Annotated in this window: 17 protein-coding genes; 12 read left to right on the forward strand and 5 right to left on the reverse strand. The window is 70.4% G+C overall.

The annotated features are described in order from the left end of the window. Positions 1 to 50: 50 nt before the first annotated feature. The 3 genes from ABGI63_RS04125 (at position 51) to ABGI63_RS04135 (ending at position 3,222) form a co-directional block, all read left to right on the forward strand. The gene (locus tag ABGI63_RS04125; protein ID WP_349741187.1) at positions 51 to 1,019 is read left to right on the forward strand and encodes an ATP-binding cassette domain-containing protein; all 969 of its coding nucleotides are present in this window, start codon (positions 51 to 53) and stop codon (positions 1,017 to 1,019) included. Next, positions 1,013 to 1,780, forward strand: a complete 768-nt coding sequence (locus ABGI63_RS04130) for a hypothetical protein (RefSeq protein WP_349741188.1) — start codon at positions 1,013 to 1,015, stop codon at positions 1,778 to 1,780. The genes ABGI63_RS04125 and ABGI63_RS04130 overlap by 7 nt, the downstream gene beginning before the upstream one ends. 170 nt (positions 1,781 to 1,950) lie before the next feature. Beyond that, positions 1,951 to 3,222, forward strand: a complete 1,272-nt coding sequence (locus tag ABGI63_RS04135; RefSeq protein ID WP_349741189.1) for a Glu/Leu/Phe/Val family dehydrogenase — start codon at positions 1,951 to 1,953, stop codon at positions 3,220 to 3,222. Here the strand turns inward: ABGI63_RS04135 and ABGI63_RS04140 are convergent. After that, positions 3,213 to 3,614, reverse strand: a complete 402-nt coding sequence (locus tag ABGI63_RS04140; RefSeq protein ID WP_349741190.1) for a ribbon-helix-helix domain-containing protein — start codon at positions 3,612 to 3,614, stop codon at positions 3,213 to 3,215. The genes ABGI63_RS04135 and ABGI63_RS04140 overlap by 10 nt on opposite strands. Before the next feature lie 32 nt (positions 3,615 to 3,646). Next, entirely contained in the window at positions 3,647 to 4,228 is a 582-nt protein-coding gene (locus tag ABGI63_RS04145) for a DJ-1/PfpI family protein (RefSeq protein ID WP_137944931.1), read from the reverse strand. Between the two features lie 116 nt (positions 4,229 to 4,344). On the opposite strand from ABGI63_RS04145, the gene ABGI63_RS04150 reads away from it, so the two are divergent. The 4 genes from ABGI63_RS04150 to ABGI63_RS04165 are packed head-to-tail and all read left to right on the forward strand — an operon-like array spanning position 4,345 to position 7,362. After that, on the forward strand, positions 4,345 to 5,334 hold the full coding sequence (locus ABGI63_RS04150; protein WP_349741191.1) for a KpsF/GutQ family sugar-phosphate isomerase: 990 nt from the start codon (positions 4,345 to 4,347) through the stop codon (positions 5,332 to 5,334). Then, positions 5,334 to 5,912: a KdsC family phosphatase gene (locus tag ABGI63_RS04155; protein ID WP_349741192.1), complete on the forward strand. Its 579-nt coding sequence runs from the start codon at positions 5,334 to 5,336 to the stop codon at positions 5,910 to 5,912. The genes ABGI63_RS04150 and ABGI63_RS04155 overlap by 1 nt, the downstream gene beginning before the upstream one ends. Next, the gene (gene lptC, locus ABGI63_RS04160; protein WP_171018417.1) at positions 5,912 to 6,595 is read left to right on the forward strand and encodes an LPS export ABC transporter periplasmic protein LptC; all 684 of its coding nucleotides are present in this window, start codon (positions 5,912 to 5,914) and stop codon (positions 6,593 to 6,595) included. The genes ABGI63_RS04155 and lptC overlap by 1 nt, the downstream gene beginning before the upstream one ends. After that, positions 6,592 to 7,362 (forward strand): SDR family oxidoreductase, encoded by a 771-nt coding sequence (locus ABGI63_RS04165; RefSeq protein ID WP_137944935.1) that lies wholly within the window; start codon positions 6,592 to 6,594, stop codon positions 7,360 to 7,362. Before lptC ends, ABGI63_RS04165 begins: the two co-directional genes overlap by 4 nt. Here ABGI63_RS04165 and ABGI63_RS04170 read toward each other — a convergent pair whose 3' ends face one another. From ABGI63_RS04170 to rbp, 3 genes are all read right to left on the reverse strand, one after another. Then, a complete protein-coding gene (locus ABGI63_RS04170; protein WP_349741193.1) occupies positions 7,363 to 8,595 on the reverse strand; it encodes an RNA polymerase sigma factor in 1,233 nt (410 codons plus the stop codon). Further along, complete coding sequence (locus ABGI63_RS04175) at positions 8,582 to 8,932, reverse strand: YciI family protein (RefSeq protein WP_272645345.1); 351 nt, start codon at positions 8,930 to 8,932, stop codon at positions 8,582 to 8,584. Before ABGI63_RS04175 ends, ABGI63_RS04170 begins: the two co-directional genes overlap by 14 nt. Before the next feature lie 138 nt (positions 8,933 to 9,070). Next, positions 9,071 to 9,541, reverse strand: coding sequence for an RNA-binding regulator (gene rbp, locus ABGI63_RS04180; protein ID WP_137944938.1), 471 nt, complete (start codon positions 9,539 to 9,541; stop codon positions 9,071 to 9,073). 253 nt (positions 9,542 to 9,794) lie between these two features. On the opposite strand from rbp, the gene ABGI63_RS04185 reads away from it, so the two are divergent. From ABGI63_RS04185 to creC, 5 genes are read left to right on the forward strand one after another with little or no spacing between them, the layout of a single operon-like run. Then, on the forward strand, positions 9,795 to 10,709 hold the full coding sequence (locus ABGI63_RS04185; protein WP_349741194.1) for a hypothetical protein: 915 nt from the start codon (positions 9,795 to 9,797) through the stop codon (positions 10,707 to 10,709). After that, positions 10,706 to 11,479, forward strand: a complete 774-nt coding sequence (locus ABGI63_RS04190) for a helical backbone metal receptor (protein WP_349741195.1) — start codon at positions 10,706 to 10,708, stop codon at positions 11,477 to 11,479. Before ABGI63_RS04185 ends, ABGI63_RS04190 begins: the two co-directional genes overlap by 4 nt. 10 nt (positions 11,480 to 11,489) lie before the next feature. Further along, positions 11,490 to 12,131 carry a MarC family protein gene (locus ABGI63_RS04195; RefSeq protein WP_349741196.1) on the forward strand — a complete coding sequence of 214 codons (642 nt, stop codon included), beginning with the start codon at positions 11,490 to 11,492 and terminating at the stop codon, positions 12,129 to 12,131. Continuing rightward, positions 12,131 to 12,811 carry a two-component system response regulator CreB gene (gene creB / locus ABGI63_RS04200; protein ID WP_349741197.1) on the forward strand — a complete coding sequence of 227 codons (681 nt, stop codon included), beginning with the start codon at positions 12,131 to 12,133 and terminating at the stop codon, positions 12,809 to 12,811. Before ABGI63_RS04195 ends, creB begins: the two co-directional genes overlap by 1 nt. A gap of 10 nt (positions 12,812 to 12,821) precedes the next feature. Beyond that, positions 12,822 to 14,261 (forward strand): two-component system sensor histidine kinase CreC, encoded by a 1,440-nt coding sequence (creC, locus tag ABGI63_RS04205; RefSeq protein ID WP_349741198.1) that lies wholly within the window; start codon positions 12,822 to 12,824, stop codon positions 14,259 to 14,261. The last annotated feature ends 61 nt before the right edge of the window (positions 14,262 to 14,322 follow it).

A 14,322-nucleotide genomic window follows, 5' to 3' on the forward strand; every position in this document is an offset into this window, starting at 1 on the left:
ATTCGGCCATACAAGCATCCGCGCAGCGCGCGCACGAGATGAGGCGGGGAGTGAACACCAAGATGAGCGTCACCGACGAGCCCTTGCTGCGCCTGGACGGCGCCAGCAAGACCTACCGGCGCGCGGGCCGCGAGGTTGCGGCGCTGCGCGACTTTTCGCTGAGCCTGGCGGCCGGCGAGATCGTCGGCCTGCTGGGGCCCAATGGTTCGGGCAAGACCAGCTGCATCAAGCTGCTGACCGGCCTGTGCAGCGCCGACGGCGGCCGCCTCGGCTGGCGCGGCCGGGCCCTGGCCGCCGGCCGCCAGGGCCCGCATCTGCGTGAGTTCGGGGTGTTGCTGGAAGGGCGCGGCGCCGGCTACGAGCGCCTGTCGACCCTGGAGAATGCGCGCTACTTCTGCGCGCTGCGCGAGGCCCGCTTCGAGCGCGCGCATTTCGACGCGCTGGCCGCGCTGCTGGACATTCCCGACGTGCACTCGCCGCTGCGCCAGCTGTCCACCGGCAACAAGCTGCGCGCCGCCCTGCTGGGTGTGCTGATACACAAGCCGGCACTGGCCCTGCTGGACGAGCCGACCCTGGGCCTGGACCTGTTCGGCGTCGAGCGGCTCGAAGCCCTGGTGCGCCATGCGGCGGCCCAGGGCAGCGCCTTCCTGATCAGCTCGCACGATCTGCACTTCATCGAGCGCCTGTGCTCGCGCATCGTCTGCATCAAGCAGGGCGAGAAGGTGTTCGACGGCAGCAAGGCCGAGTTCCTGCGCCTGGAGCATGAATATGTGCTGCGCCTGCAGCCGTCCGCTGCCGTGCTGCCGGCCCTGCCGCTGGACCTGGGCCCGCTGGCCTGGCAGGCGGCCGAGACGCCGGGCGTCTGGCAGCTGCCGCTGCGCGACCAGGCCCAGGCCTGCGCGCTGCTGGCTGCGCTGCTGCCCCAGCTGGCGGCCAGTCATGGGCTGGAGCTGCGCCGCATCGCGCTGCGCGACAAGTACCTGAGCCTGGTCGGCGCGGCGGAGGCCTCCTCATGCTGAGCCGCTGGCCGCGCCATCTGGCCAATGAGCTGCGACTAGCCTTCTATCTGCAGCGGCGCTACTGGTTCGAGGGTCTGCTGGGTCTGGGCCTGCTGCTGAGCCTGTTCGGCGGCCTGCTCTACGCCGTGCTGTCGGTCAGCGGCAGCGCGCTGGCCTCGGGCGAGGCCGATGGCTTGATCGTCGGCTTTGTGCTGTGGCTGTTCGCGGCCTCGGCCTTTGGCAGCGTCTGCCAGGATGTGCAGGAGGAGACCGAGCAGCGCGGCCTGGAGCAGCTCAGCCTGGGGCCGCTGCCGCTCTGGGCCTTGCTGAGCCTGCGCGCCCTGCTGAAGCTGCTGGGCGGGCTGCTGATGCTGGGGCTGACCCTGTGGCTGGCCGAATGGCTGGCGGGCGGCCGGCTGCAGATCAGCCACGGCCCGGTGCTGGCGGCGGCGCTGTTGGCGGTGCCGGCGCTGATCGGTGTCGGCTATGCGCTGGGCGGCCTGCTGCTGCTGGTCAAGAAGGCCGAGCTGCTGCTGGTGGTCTGCTACCCGGCCGTGATCGGCCTGGTGGCCCTGCCCGCCTACCCGATCAATGCCCAGGCCCTGCTGCCCTATGCGCTGGGCGCGGCGGCGGCGCGCGCCTCGGCCGCCGGCGCCGCGCTGCCGGCCAGCGTGTTCGGCTGGATCGCGCTGAATTCGCTGGCCTATCTGCTGGCCGGCCTGCTGATCTACGGCGTGCTGGAGCGGCGGGCGCGTCGGCTGGGGGTGCTGGGGCATTTCTGAACTGAACGGGAGTCCGGGCAACAACCTTGCCCAAACAGGCGATCCGGCGCACAGTTTTGATCTCTATGCGCGCGCCGCATGGCCGCATGTCCACTCGGCTTTGGAATCGCTGGCCTGGCGGGCCGGGTTCGCGATACCGTTCGCGCCACCGAAAAGTTACGGAGCATTACATGCCCAATCTGTCCTTTGTCTCGCCCACGCGCAACAGTCCCTGGGGCACCTATCTGTCCCAGATCGACGCCGTTGAACCCTACCTGGGTCATCTGGCACGCTGGGTCGAGACGCTGCGCCGACCCAAGCGCGCGCTGATCGTCGACGTGCCCATCGAGCTGGACAACGGCACCATCGCCCACTTCGAGGGCTACCGTGTCCAGCACAGCCTGACCCGCGGCCCCGGCAAGGGCGGCGTGCGCTACCACCCCGACGTCACGCTGGAAGAGGTGATGGCGCTGTCGGCCTGGATGACGATCAAGAACGCGGCGGTCAACCTGCCTTATGGCGGCGCCAAGGGCGGCATCCGGCTCGATCCCAAGACCCTGTCGCTGAAGGAGCTGGAAAAGGTTACCCGCCGTTACACCAGCGAGATCGGCATCATCATCGGCCCGCAGCAGGACATCCCGGCTCCGGACGTCAACACCAACGGCCAGATCATGGCCTGGATGATGGACACCTACTCGATGAACACCGGGGCCACCGCCACCGGCGTCGTCACCGGCAAGCCGATCCCGCTGGGCGGCTCGCTGGGCCGCGTGCAGGCCACCGGCCGCGGCGTGTTCGTGATCGGCCGCGAGGCGATGCGCCGCCTCAACATCCCGATGGACAATGCCCGCATCGCGGTGCAGGGCTTCGGCAATGTCGGCTCGATCGCGGCCAAGCTTTTCGCCGCCAACGGCGCCAAGATCGTTGCGGTGCAGGACCACACCGGCACCATCCTGAACGAGTCGGGCTTCGACATGACGAACCTGCTCGACCATGTGGCCAAGACCGGCGGCGTCGGCGGTTTTGCCGGCGGCGATGCGATCGCCAATGAAGACTTCTGGAAGGTGCGCAGCGATGTGCTGATCCCGGCCGCGCTGGAAGGCCAGATCACCGCCGCCCGCGCCGAAGGCCTGCAGACCCGGCTGGTGCTGGAAGGTGCCAACGGCCCGACCACGCCGGACGGCGACGCCGTGCTGGCCGACCGCGGCATCATCGTCGTGCCCGATGTGATCGCCAACTCGGGCGGCGTGACCGTGTCCTACTTCGAGTGGGTGCAGGACTTCAGCAGCTTCTTCTGGACCGAGGACGAGATCAATGTCCGCCTGGACAAGATCATCACCGGTGCCTTCAAGCACATCTGGGAAACCTCGGAGCAGCACCGCATCCCGCTGCGTACGGCCGCCTTCGTCGTGGCCTGCACACGGGTGCTGGAAGCCCGGGAAGAGCGCGGCCTCTACCCCTGATGACGGTCCGGCCGGTCCGGCAGCGCGACCCGCTGCGGCGGCCGGGCCCAGCTGTCCGGCAGGTCCTGCAAGACCTGCCGGGCGTCCAGCGAACGGATCGGCACCGCCAGATCGGCGGGGATGCGCTGGCGCGCCTGCAAAGCCATATAGCGCAGCGCGCTGACCCGCAGAAAGGACGCGAAGTTGCCGACCGCGCCGCGCGCCTGCACCAGCTCGTCGTAGAGCTTCTCGATCAGCTGGGTCACGCCCATGCCGTCGCGCGCGCCGATCTCCTCCAACACCTCCCAGTGCAGGTTTTCGAGCCGGATGCTGGTGACCACGCCATGCAGGCGCAGCGAGCGGGTGCGCGACTCATAGGACTCGGGGTTGGCGCTGATGAAGACTTCGCACATGGTCGGCTCCTGGGGGCGCGGACGATTTTGCGTCAAAGCTCGATGCGCGTGCCCAGCACCGCCAGGAATTGCGCGATCCAGGCCGGGTGCGCCGGCCAGGCCGGCGCAGTGACCAGGCGGCCGTCGGTGACGGCCTGGTCGACCGGGATCTGGGCATAGCTGGCGCCGGCCAGCTCGACCTCGGGTGCGCAGGCCGGATAGGCCGAGACTTTTCTGCCGCGTATCACGCCGGCGGCGGCCAGCAGCTGGGCGCCATGACAGATCGCCGCGATCGGCTTGTCGGCGCGGGCGAAGTGCTGGACCAGCGCGACCACGCCGGGCACGGTGCGCAGGTACTCGGGGGCGCGGCCGCCCGGGATCACCAGGCCGTCATAGTCCTCGGGCCGGACATCGGCAAAGGTGGCGTTGAGCGTGAAGCGGTGGCCGGGCTTCTCGGAATAGGTCTGGGCGCCCTCGAAATCGTGGATGGCCGTCAGCACATGGTCGCCGGCCACCTTGCCGGGGCAGACCGCATCGACCCGGTGGCCCACGGCCAGCAGGGCCTGGAAGGGCACCATGATCTCGTAGTCCTCGACATAGTCGCCGGCCAGCAGCAGCAGTTTCTTCGCGCTCATCGACAGTCTCCTGTTTGGCGACGGCGGATGCCGTCGCGCCGATTGTGGAAACGCGCGCGCCGCGACGGGTAATAGCCGGCCACTACAGCGCCCGGCGCCGCCGCTACACTGGCCGGATGACGCATTCCCCGCCCTTTGACGCCGCTCGCGCCCTGGCCATGGCCCGGCAGACGCTGCAGATCGAGGCCGCCGCGCTGACCGGCCTGCTGCCCCGTCTGGGGCCTTCATTCTCGGCCGCCGTGCAGGCCGTGATGGACTGCTCCGGCCGGGTCGCGGTGATGGGCATGGGCAAGAGCGGCCATGTCGGCCGCAAGATCGCCGCGACGCTGTCCTCGACCGGCACGCCGGCGCTGTTCGTCCACCCGGCCGAGGCCAGCCATGGCGATCTGGGCATGGTCACGAGCAAGGACGTGGTGCTGGCCCTGTCCAACTCGGGCGAGAGCGACGAGCTCAACGCCATCCTGCCGGTGCTCAAGCGCCTGGGCGTCGTCATCATCGCGATGACCGGCGGCGCCACATCCAGCCTGGCACGACACGCCGACTTCGTGCTCGACAGCAAGGTCGACCAGGAGGCCTGCCCGCTGAACCTGGCGCCCACCGCCAGCACCACCGCCCAGATGGCGCTGGGCGACGCGCTGGCCGTGGCCCTGCTGGACGCGCGCGGCTTCAGGGAAGAAGACTTCGCCCGCTCCCACCCGGGCGGTGCGCTGGGCCGCAAGCTGCTGACCCATGTGCACGACCTGATGCGCAGCGGCGAGGCGCTGCCGACCGTGGCACCCGAGGCCAGCTTCAGCGAGATGATGCGCACGATGTCGGCCAAAGGCCTGGGCGCGGCTGTCGTCGTCGATGCCGACCGCCAGGTGCTGGGCATCTTCACCGACGGCGATCTGCGCCGCCTGATCGAGCGTGGCGAAGACCTGCGCGCGCTGAAGGCCGGCGAGGTGGCGTCCAAGCACCCGCGCACGGTCTCGGCCGATGCGCTGGCGGTCGATGCCGCCGACCTGATGGAGAGCGCGCGCATCACGCTGGTGCTGGCGGTCGACGCCCAGCAGCGCCTGGTCGGCGCGATCAGCATCAACGACCTGATGCAGGCCAAGGTGATCTGATGCGGGCCAGCTTGCAATTCCCCCCCGAACTGCTGCTCAAGGCCCAGGGGCCAGGTCTTGCCATCAAGGCCGCGATCTTCGATGTCGACGGCGTGCTGACCGACGGCCGCATCTATATCGGCGAGCAGGGCGAGAGCTTCAAGGCCTTCTCGACGCTGGACGGCCATGGCCTGAAGCTGCTGGACCAGGGCGGCATCACCCCCATCATCATCACCGGCCGCGATTCGCCGGCGGTGCGTCGCCGTGTCGCCGACCTGGGGCTCCGGCATGCCGTCTACGGCGCCAAGAACAAGCTGGCCGTGGCCCAGCCGCTGCTGGACCGGCTGGGCCTGGACTGGCCCGAGGTCGCCGCGATGGGCGATGACTGGCCCGATCTGCCCCTGATGACGCGCGCCGGCTTTGCCTGCGCACCGGCCCAGGCCCATGCCGAGGTGCGGGCCGTGGCCCACCACATCACCGCCGCGCCCGGCGGCCATGGCGCGGCGCGCGAATGCTGCGATCTGCTGCTGATGGCCGCCGGCCGCTACCAGGCCCTGCTGAGCAGCCATCTCGAGACCTTGGACGGGGGCCATCCCTGATGGTGACCCTGGCCCCGCCGCCGGCGCCGAGCCGGCGTCGCCTGCCGCAGAGCTGGCTGTGGCGGCTGCAGTCGCTGGCCTCGGCCTATCTGCCGCTGCTCTTGATGGCTTTTCTGGCCGCCGGCACCTGGTGGCTGGTCAAGAATACACCGCTGCTGGACGGGCCGATGGAGCCGGTGCCGCCGCGCCATGTGCCCGACTACCGCATGCAGGGCTTCGAGCTGCAGCGCTTCGACGCCGCCGGCGCGCTGCGCTTTCGGGTCGAGGGCAGCGAGATGCGCCACTATCCCGATACCGACACGCTGGAGATCGACGGCGTGCGCCTGCGCGCCTTCGCGGCCGACGGCGCGATGCTGCTGGCCACCGCCCGGCGGGCCGTCGGCAACGGCGACGGCAGCGAGATGCAGCTGCTGGGCGATGTCACGGTGCAGCGCTTCGAGCCGCTGCGCGAGGGCGGGCTGTCCCAGCGGCCGGCGCTGGAGGTGCGCGGCGAGTTCCTGCATGCCTTGCTGAGCAGCGAGAAGCTGCGCTCGCATCTGCCGGTGCTGCTGCGCTATGCCGGCGGCGAGGTGCGCGCGGCCTCTTTCGAATATGACCATCTGAGCGGCAAGCTGGGCTTTGGCGGCCGCAGCAGCGCCCGTTTCGATCCGCCCGGCGCGCGCAAGCCCGTCGCAACACCATGAAACTGGTCTATATCACCGGCGCCTCCAGCGGCATCGGCCAGGCCCTGGCCCTGCAGTACTACCGCGCCGGCTGGCGCCTGGCCCTGGTGGCGCGGCGCGTCGACGAGCTGCGCGCCTGGGCCCAGGCGCAAGACCTGGCTCCCGAGCGCTGGGCGGTCTACGGCGCCGATGTGCGCGATGTCGACGCCATCACCGGCGCCGGCCGCGCCTGCATCGCGGCCCAGGGCCTGCCGGATGTCGTGATCGCCAATGCCGGCATCAGCATCGGCATGGACACGGCCGAGCTGGCGGACATCGAGGTGATGCGGCAGATCTACGAGACCAACAATATCGGCCTGGCCGCCACCTTCCAGCCCTTTGTCGCGGCGATGCTGGCGCGCGGCAGCGGCGCGCTGGTGGGCATAGGCAGCGTGGCCGGCATCCGCGGCCTGCCCGGCCATGCGGCCTACTGCTCCAGCAAGGCGGCGGTGATCAGCTATTGCGAGAGCCTGCGCGGCGAATGCCGGCCCTTCGGTGTCAAGGTCGTGACGATCTCGCCGGGCTATATCGACACGCCGCTGACGCGCCAGAACCGCTACAGCATGCCCTTCCTGATGCAGCCGGACGATTTCGCGGCACGCGCCTTCGAGGCCATCGCCGCCGGCGCCAGCTATCGCGTGATCCCCTGGCAGATGGGCGTGGTTGCCAAGCTGATGCGGGCCCTGCCGAACGCGCTGTTCGACAAGCTGCTGGCCGGCCGGCCGCGCAAGCACCGCCAGGGGCACTGATCAGCCGCAAGCGTCGAGCAGGGCCTGGAGCTGGCGCTGCTCGGCGGGATGGCGGGCACGCCGCAGCGCCTCGGCATAGTCGGCGCGGGCCTCGTCCAGCCGGCCCAAGGCCTGCCGCCATTGCGCCCGCGCGGCCCAGGCATAGGGCATGGGCTGCTCGCCCAGCTGAGGCCAGTCCTGATCCAGCCGGGCCAGGGCGGCCGCCGGCCCCTCGGTATGCGCCAGTGCCACCGCATGGCCCAGGCGTGCGCCAGCCGAGCCGTCCAGCGCCAGCAGCGCTTCGTAGTAGTGCTGTACCTGGGCCCAGTCGGTCGCCTCCCAGCTGGGCGCGCGGGCATGCTCGGCGGCGATGCAGGCCTGCAGGTGATAGCTGCTCAAGACCTGACCCCGTGCGGCCTGCTGCAGATGGCGCAGGCCCATCTCCACCATGCGACGGTCCCAGCGGCCACGCGATTGCTCCGGCAGCCGTACCAGATCGCCCATCGCATCGAGCCGGCCGTCCAGGCGCGCGCCATGCAGCAGCAAGAGGGCGGCCAAGGCGTCGGCCTCGGCGGCCGCGCTGCTGGGGTGGGCGGCCAGCGCGCGTGCCAGCCGGATCGCCTCCCAGCACAACTCCTTGGTGATCACCGCAGGGCCCTGGCCGGCGCTCTGGTAGCCCTCGTTGAACATCAGGTAAAGCGTTGCCAGCACGGCTGCGCGGCGCGCCGCCAGCTCGGTTGGCGGCGGCAGGGCCAGGTCTTGCGTGGCCAGCAGTTGACGGGCGCGCGCCAGGCGCTGAGCAAGCGCTGCGTCACCACACAACAGGCCGGCGGCTATGGTCCGCAGCGGCAGGCCGGTCAGCAAGCGCAGCGCCAGCGCGACCTGGCTGGCCAGCGGCAGCGCCGGGTGGCAGCAGGCGAACAGCAGCTGGAGTTCTTCATCATCGAGCTCGGCGGCAAAGCGCTCGCCGGCGCTTGCTCGCGGATCGGGCCAGTCGGCGGCCTCATCCAGCGGCCGCAGCGGCGCTTCGTGGCGCAGCTGATCCACCGCTGCACGCCAGGCCACGCGGTAGAGCCAGCCGGCCGGGTTATCGGGCCAGCCTTGCAGAGGCCAGAGCCGCGCGGCGCGCAATAGCGCGGTCTGCAGCGCGTCCTCGGCCACGGCGATATGGGCCAGGCCCAGACCGTGCAGCAGCTGGGCGGTCAGGCGCGGCAACTCGCGCCTGACCAGCTGATCAAAGTCAGAGGGCTTCAATCTGACGCAGCGTGATCCAGCTGCTGCCGCCCAGGTGCGGGCAGGTGGCGGCCAGGGCCTCGGCTTCGGCCAGACTCTCGGCCCGGATGATGAAGAGGCCGCCGATCACGTCCTTGGCCTCGGCCCAGGGACCATCGCTGGCCAGCAGCTGGGCGCCGGGGCGGCGCAGCTGGCGCCCGCCGTCATCGCAGAGCTTGTGGCCGGCGCTGAGCCGGCCCTGCTGGCGCAGCGTCTCGGCCCAGTCGCTGTAGCGCTGGATCAGCGCGCGCAACTCGTCCTCGCTCATGGTCGGCTGGTCGGCCGGGGTTTCGTGCAGCAGCATCAGATAGTCATGCATGGCGTGGTCCTCGTGGTGGCAGCGGGCCGATATGGCCCGCTCATGGACATGACGGCCGGCTGGGGCCTTCCATGACGCGCAGCAGACAAAAGAAAAGGCGCCCGAGGGCGCCTTTGTCATTCATGCGTGCAGTGCAGCTCAGTAGCCACCGCGGTTGCCACCGCCGAAGCCGCCGCCGCCGGAACGGCCACCGCCGCCACCGCCGTAGCCGCCACCGCCGGAACGGCCACCGCCGCCACCGCCGCCGTAACCACCACCACCGCCGCCGCCGCCGAAGCCGCCGCCACCGGAACGGCCACCGCCGCCACCGAAGCCGCCGCCGCCCGAACGGCCACCGCCGCCGAAGCCGCCCGGACGCTCTTCACGAGGACGGGCCTCGTTCACGACGATGGCGCGGCCGTCGAGGGCCTGGCCGTTCATGCCGTTGATGGCGGATTGCGCCTCGGCGTCGGATGCCATTTCCACAAAGCCGAAGCCCTTGGAACGACCGGTATCACGATCCATCATGACCTTTGCGGAGGTCACAGTGCCAAATTGACCGAATGCTTCTTGCAGCGATTCGTCGCGCACGCTATAGGCCAGGTTGCCTACGTAAAGCTTGTTTCCCATGGGGAAGCCCTTTCAATACCAAAAAACCATGTGGAGCTTCTCCATCGTGAACCATTCAAGCGAAGGTGCGGCTTCCAGACACAGGTAAACGATTATGGGTGATGGGTCCAGGCCGGCGCAAAGCGCAAGAGTCAAGTGTTGTTTTTCAGCTTCTGAGAGAAAACCCGGAAAACCGTTCCGATCGCACGCCGGCAGCCGCCATGAAGGCGCAGCGTTGACTGGCTATCATCGCGGCCACCGAGCTCCCCCATCCATGTCCCAGAAAATCTCGCTCCAGGCGCTCAACCGTGTGCTCTCCAGCCTGGACGCCGCGCGCAACGGCCCGGCCCTCTATGCCCTGCTGAGCACCTTCTGCGTGGCCGGCCTGCTGCTGGCGATGGCCGAGTCGGCGCTGGCGCGCAGCGACACGCCCTGGGGCGTGGTCTGGGCCGGGCTGGCGCTGACGGTCGCCTTTTATGGGGTCAACACCACCGGCCTGCTGCTGATGGACCAGGCGCTGGGCCGGCCGGTGCGCGATGTGCAGGACGCCTTGCGCGATGCGCTCCTGGTGGCGCATCGGGTGCTGCTGAGCCTGGCCGTGGTGCTGGGTGGGCTGGGCCTGGTGCTCGCGGCCCTGCTGGGCCTGCTGTGGGCGGCCCGCCTGCCCTGGCTGGGGGCGCCGCTGTTCGCGCTGACGGTGCCGCTGGGCGTGCTGCTGCTGGGCTTGAGTTCGTTTGCCGTGCTGGTGCTGGTGGGGCCGCTGACGGGGCCCTCGGTCTGGGCCGGCCAGACGGTGCGGCCGACGCTGCGCCTGCTGGCGCGCCAGCTGCGCGGCGGCCTGCTCGATGCCGCGGTGCTGATGGCGGCGGTGCTGCTGCTGACCGCCGTGGTCAGCGCGGCGGTCAGCTTTGTCGTGATCAGCGGGGCGCGGGCCATGTCCCTGCTGGCGATCTGGGGCGCCGATATCAGCCTGCCGCCGCAGCAGCTGATGGCCGGGCTGTTCGGCTACGGCCTGCGCAGCCTGGGCGCGGCCGGCGCGCCAGTGGCCGGCAGCCCGCAGGGCATGGCGGCCCTGGTCGGCGGCGGCGTGGTGTTCGCACTGGCCCTGGTGCTGCCCGCCCTGATCTATCTGCGCGGCTGCTGCGCGGTCTATCTGGCGCTGCGCGAAGTGCCGGACGAGGGCCTGTGAGCAGGCCCGTGCGTATCGCCAGCCTGGTGCCCAGCCTGAGCGAGCTGCTGGCGGCCCTGGGCCTGGCGCCCTGGATGGTGGCGCGCACCGGTTTCTGCATCCACCCGGCCGAGGTGATGGCGGCCGTGCCCAAGGTCGGTGGCACCAAGGATGTCAATCTGGCCAAGCTGCGCCGGCTCGCACCGACCCATGTGCTGGTCAACAGGGACGAGAACCGGCTCGACACGGTGCAGGCGCTGCGCGAGTTCGTGCCCGAGATCGTCATCACCCATCCGCAGGGCCCGGCCGACAATCTGGCGCTGCTGGATCAGATGGTCGGCTGCTTCGGCTCGGTACCCGGCGTGCGCGAGCGCGCCGAGGCGCTGGCCCAGGCCTTGCACGCCGAGCTGGCGGGCTGCGCGGCGCAGGCCTGGCCGGCCCAGCGGGTGCTGTATCTGATCTGGCGCGAGCCCTGGATGACGGTGGCGCGCGATACCTATATCGCCCGCATGCTGGCCCAGGTCGGCTGGCAGAGCTGGCCGGCGGTCGAGGGCGGCGAGACCGGTGCCGCGCGCTATCCGGTGCTGGTCGGCAACGAGCCCTGGCTGGGCCAGATCGACCGCGTGCTGCTGAGCTCCGAGCCCTATCGCTTCGACGAGACCCATCTGGCCCTGGCCCAGGCCCTGTGTCCGCAGGCCCAGGTGCAGCTGGTCGACGGCGAGCTGCTGAGCTGGTACGGCCCCCGGGCGGCCCAGGGTCTGGCCTATTTGCGCGGCCTGGCTCAGCGCTGACAATGCCGCGATGGATCTGTACAAACCCCTGATCGCACTGCTGGCCATCGTCAATCCGATTGGCGTCGTGCCCTTCTTCATCCATTTCACGCAGAGCTTCACGCGCCAGCAACGCCAGCGCACGATACGGGTCAGCGCCTTCACGGCCTTTCTGGTGATAGGCATCAGCGCGCTGGCCGGCCTGAAGATCATCGAGTTCTTCGGCATCTCGCTGGCCAGCTTCCAGGTCGGCGGCGGCACCCTGCTCCTGATCAGCTCGATCCAGATGCTGAACGCCCAGCCGGCCGAGACCCGCAAGGAGGATGTTGCCGAGGGCGCCAACAAGGCCGATGCCGGCGCCAGCATCGCGGTCGTGCCGCTGACCATCCCGCTGCTGACCGGCCCGGCGACGATCTCGACCATGGTCATCTATGCCGAGAAGACCCGCCACTGGTGGGAGCTGGGCGTGCTGGTCGGCTACGGCGTCGTGGTCGGCCTGGTGACCTTTGCGGTGTTCACCGCCTCGGGCCGCATCGCGCGGGTGCTGGGCCAGACCGGCATCAACATCATGACCCGGCTGATGGGCCTGATCCTGGCCGCGCTGGCGGTGGAGCTGCTGGCCGATGGCTTGACCAAGCTGTTCCCGATCCTGGCTTCGCATCTGGCGCGCTGATGCGGGGTCGGGCCGATGAGATCCTGCTGCTGGAGGACGATCCGGCGATCGCGCAGACGGTGGTGTTTGCGCTGCAGCGCGAGGGTTTTGCGCTCGCCCATTGCAGCTGGCTGCACGAGGCCCGTGCGCGGCTGGCGCAGCATGAGCCCGCGCTGGCGATCTTCGATGTGGGCCTGCCCGACGGCAATGGCCTGGACCTGTGCCGCGAGCTGCGCGCCGCCGGCAGCCGGCTGCCGCTCTTGATGCTCAGCGCCCGCAGCGAGGAGCTGGACCGGGTGCTGGGCCTGGAGCTCGGCGCCGACGACTATCTGGCCAAGCCCTTCAGCCCGCGCGAGCTGGTGGCGCGGGTGCGGGCGCTGCTGCGCCGCGCGCAGGCCCCGGTGGCGGCGCCGGCGCCGCAGGGTTTCGTGATCGAGGCGGGGGGCTCGCGCATCCGCTTTCGCGGCCAGCTGCTGGACCTGACGCGCCGCGAGCTGGGCCTGTTGAGCCGGCTGCTGGCCGCGCCGCAGCGCATCCACAGCCGCGAGACCCTGCTCGATGCCGTCTGGGGCCATGAGGCCGACAGCGGCGACCGCACGGTCGACACCCATATCAAGACCCTGCGCGCCAAGCTGCGCGCGGTGGCGCCCGAGCTGGACCCGATACGCACGCATCGCGGCCTCGGCTATTCCCTCGAATAGCTGGGCAGACATGCGCCTCGGCCTGCGTCTGCTCTTCGGCTTCTTCCTGATCGCCGGCCTGTCGGCCTTTGTCGTGCTGCGCCTCGTGCTGGCCGAGGTGAAGCCCAGCGTGCGCGAGGTGATGGAAGACATCATGGTGGACACGGCCAATCTGCTGGCCGAGCTGGCGCAGGACGATATCGTGGCCCTGCCGGCAGGCGCCGACCTGGCCGGCAGCCGCTTCGCGCAGCGCGTGCAGGACTATGCGCAGCGGCCGGTCGACGCCCATATCTGGGGCCTGCGCAAGCAGAGCCTGGACTTCCGCATCTATGTCACCGATGCCCAGGGTCGGGTCTTGCTCGACTCGGGCCCGCGTCCGGCCGTCGGCGAGGACTACTCGGGCTGGCGCGATGTGGCGCGCACGCTGCGCGGCGACTATGGTGCGCGCTCGACCCGGCTCACCGAGGGCGACGACCGCAGCTCGGTGATGTATGTGGCCGCGCCGGTGCGCCGCGAGGGCGCGGTCATCGGCGTGGTCACGGTGGCCAAGCCGCTGGCCACGGTGCAGCGCTTCATCGACCGGGCCGAGCGCCGCATCCTGATCGCCGGGCTGGCGCTGCTGGGCCTCTCGATGGCGCTGGGCGTGGCCGTGACCCTGTGGCTGGTCTGGCATGTGCGGCGGCTGCGCGACTATGCGCGCCAGGTGCAGGCCGGCCAGCCGCAGCAGCCGCCGCCGGCCGTGCCCGGCGAGCTGGGCGAGCTGGCGCGGGCGATGGCGGCGATGCGCGAGCGGCTCGACGGGCGCGAGCACATCGAGCACACGGTGCGTGCGCTGACCCATGAGCTGAAAAGCCCGCTGGCCGCGATGCGCGGTGCCGGCGAGCTGCTGCAGGACGAGCTGGCCCCGGCCGACCGCCAGCGCTTTGCCGGCCAGGTGGTGGCGCAGAGCGAGCGCATGGGCGAGCTGGTCGAGCGCCTGCTGGAGCTTTCCAAGCTGGAGATGCAGCAGGGCCCGGCGCATCCGCAGCGGCTGCGCGTCGACGCGCTGGTCGATGCCGTGCTGGCCCCGCTGCGGGATCGCCTTCAGCAGCAAGACCTGACCCTGCTGTGGCAGGAGCGCGCGACGCTGGAGGTGATGGCCGACCGCGAGCTGCTGGCGCTGGCGCTGAGCAATCTGTTCAGCAATGCGCTGGACTTCGCGCCGGCCGGCTCGCTGCTGGAACTGAGCCTGCGGGCCGTCGATGGCCGGGCCGTGTTCGCGCTGCGCGACCAGGGCCCCGGCGTGCCGCCGGCCGCCTGGCCTCAGCTGGGCCAGCGCTTCTTCTCGACCGCCCGGCCCGGCAGCCTGCGCAAGGGTTCGGGCCTGGGCCTGGCGATCGTGCGCCAGGTCGCGGCCCTGCACGGCGGCAGCCTCGAATTCGAGCCGGCCGAGCCCGGCCTGCGGGTGCGCCTAAGCCTGCCGCTGGCCTGACTTCACCGCCGCTTCACAAACTTCCTCATCGCCACACCGGCGTTCGCGAGACTGCCTGCAT

It is taken from the genome of Roseateles cavernae, assembly GCF_040187885.1.
Classification (GTDB): Bacteria; Pseudomonadota; Gammaproteobacteria; order Burkholderiales; family Burkholderiaceae_C; genus Roseateles_E; species Roseateles_E cavernae.

Coding starts and splice junctions, on each gene's coding strand:
- ABGI63_RS04130 (WP_349741188.1), top strand. CDS start 1,013: ATGCTGAGCCGCTGGCCGCGCCATCTGGCCAATGAGCTGCGACTAGCC.
- ABGI63_RS04135 (WP_349741189.1), top strand. CDS start 1,951: ATGCCCAATCTGTCCTTTGTCTCGCCCACGCGCAACAGTCCCTGGGGC.
- ABGI63_RS04140 (WP_349741190.1), bottom strand. CDS start 3,614: ATGTGCGAAGTCTTCATCAGCGCCAACCCCGAGTCCTATGAGTCGCGC.
- ABGI63_RS04145 (WP_137944931.1), bottom strand. CDS start 4,228: ATGAGCGCGAAGAAACTGCTGCTGCTGGCCGGCGACTATGTCGAGGAC.
- ABGI63_RS04150 (WP_349741191.1), top strand. CDS start 4,345: ATGACGCATTCCCCGCCCTTTGACGCCGCTCGCGCCCTGGCCATGGCC.
- ABGI63_RS04155 (WP_349741192.1), top strand. CDS start 5,334: ATGCGGGCCAGCTTGCAATTCCCCCCCGAACTGCTGCTCAAGGCCCAG.
- lptC (WP_171018417.1), top strand. CDS start 5,912: ATGGTGACCCTGGCCCCGCCGCCGGCGCCGAGCCGGCGTCGCCTGCCG.
- ABGI63_RS04165 (WP_137944935.1), top strand. CDS start 6,592: ATGAAACTGGTCTATATCACCGGCGCCTCCAGCGGCATCGGCCAGGCC.
- ABGI63_RS04175 (WP_272645345.1), bottom strand. CDS start 8,932: ATGCATGACTATCTGATGCTGCTGCACGAAACCCCGGCCGACCAGCCG.
- rbp (WP_137944938.1), bottom strand. CDS start 9,541: ATGGGAAACAAGCTTTACGTAGGCAACCTGGCCTATAGCGTGCGCGAC.
- ABGI63_RS04185 (WP_349741194.1), top strand. CDS start 9,795: ATGTCCCAGAAAATCTCGCTCCAGGCGCTCAACCGTGTGCTCTCCAGC.
- ABGI63_RS04195 (WP_349741196.1), top strand. CDS start 11,490: ATGGATCTGTACAAACCCCTGATCGCACTGCTGGCCATCGTCAATCCG.
- creB (WP_349741197.1), top strand. CDS start 12,131: ATGCGGGGTCGGGCCGATGAGATCCTGCTGCTGGAGGACGATCCGGCG.
- creC (WP_349741198.1), top strand. CDS start 12,822: ATGCGCCTCGGCCTGCGTCTGCTCTTCGGCTTCTTCCTGATCGCCGGC.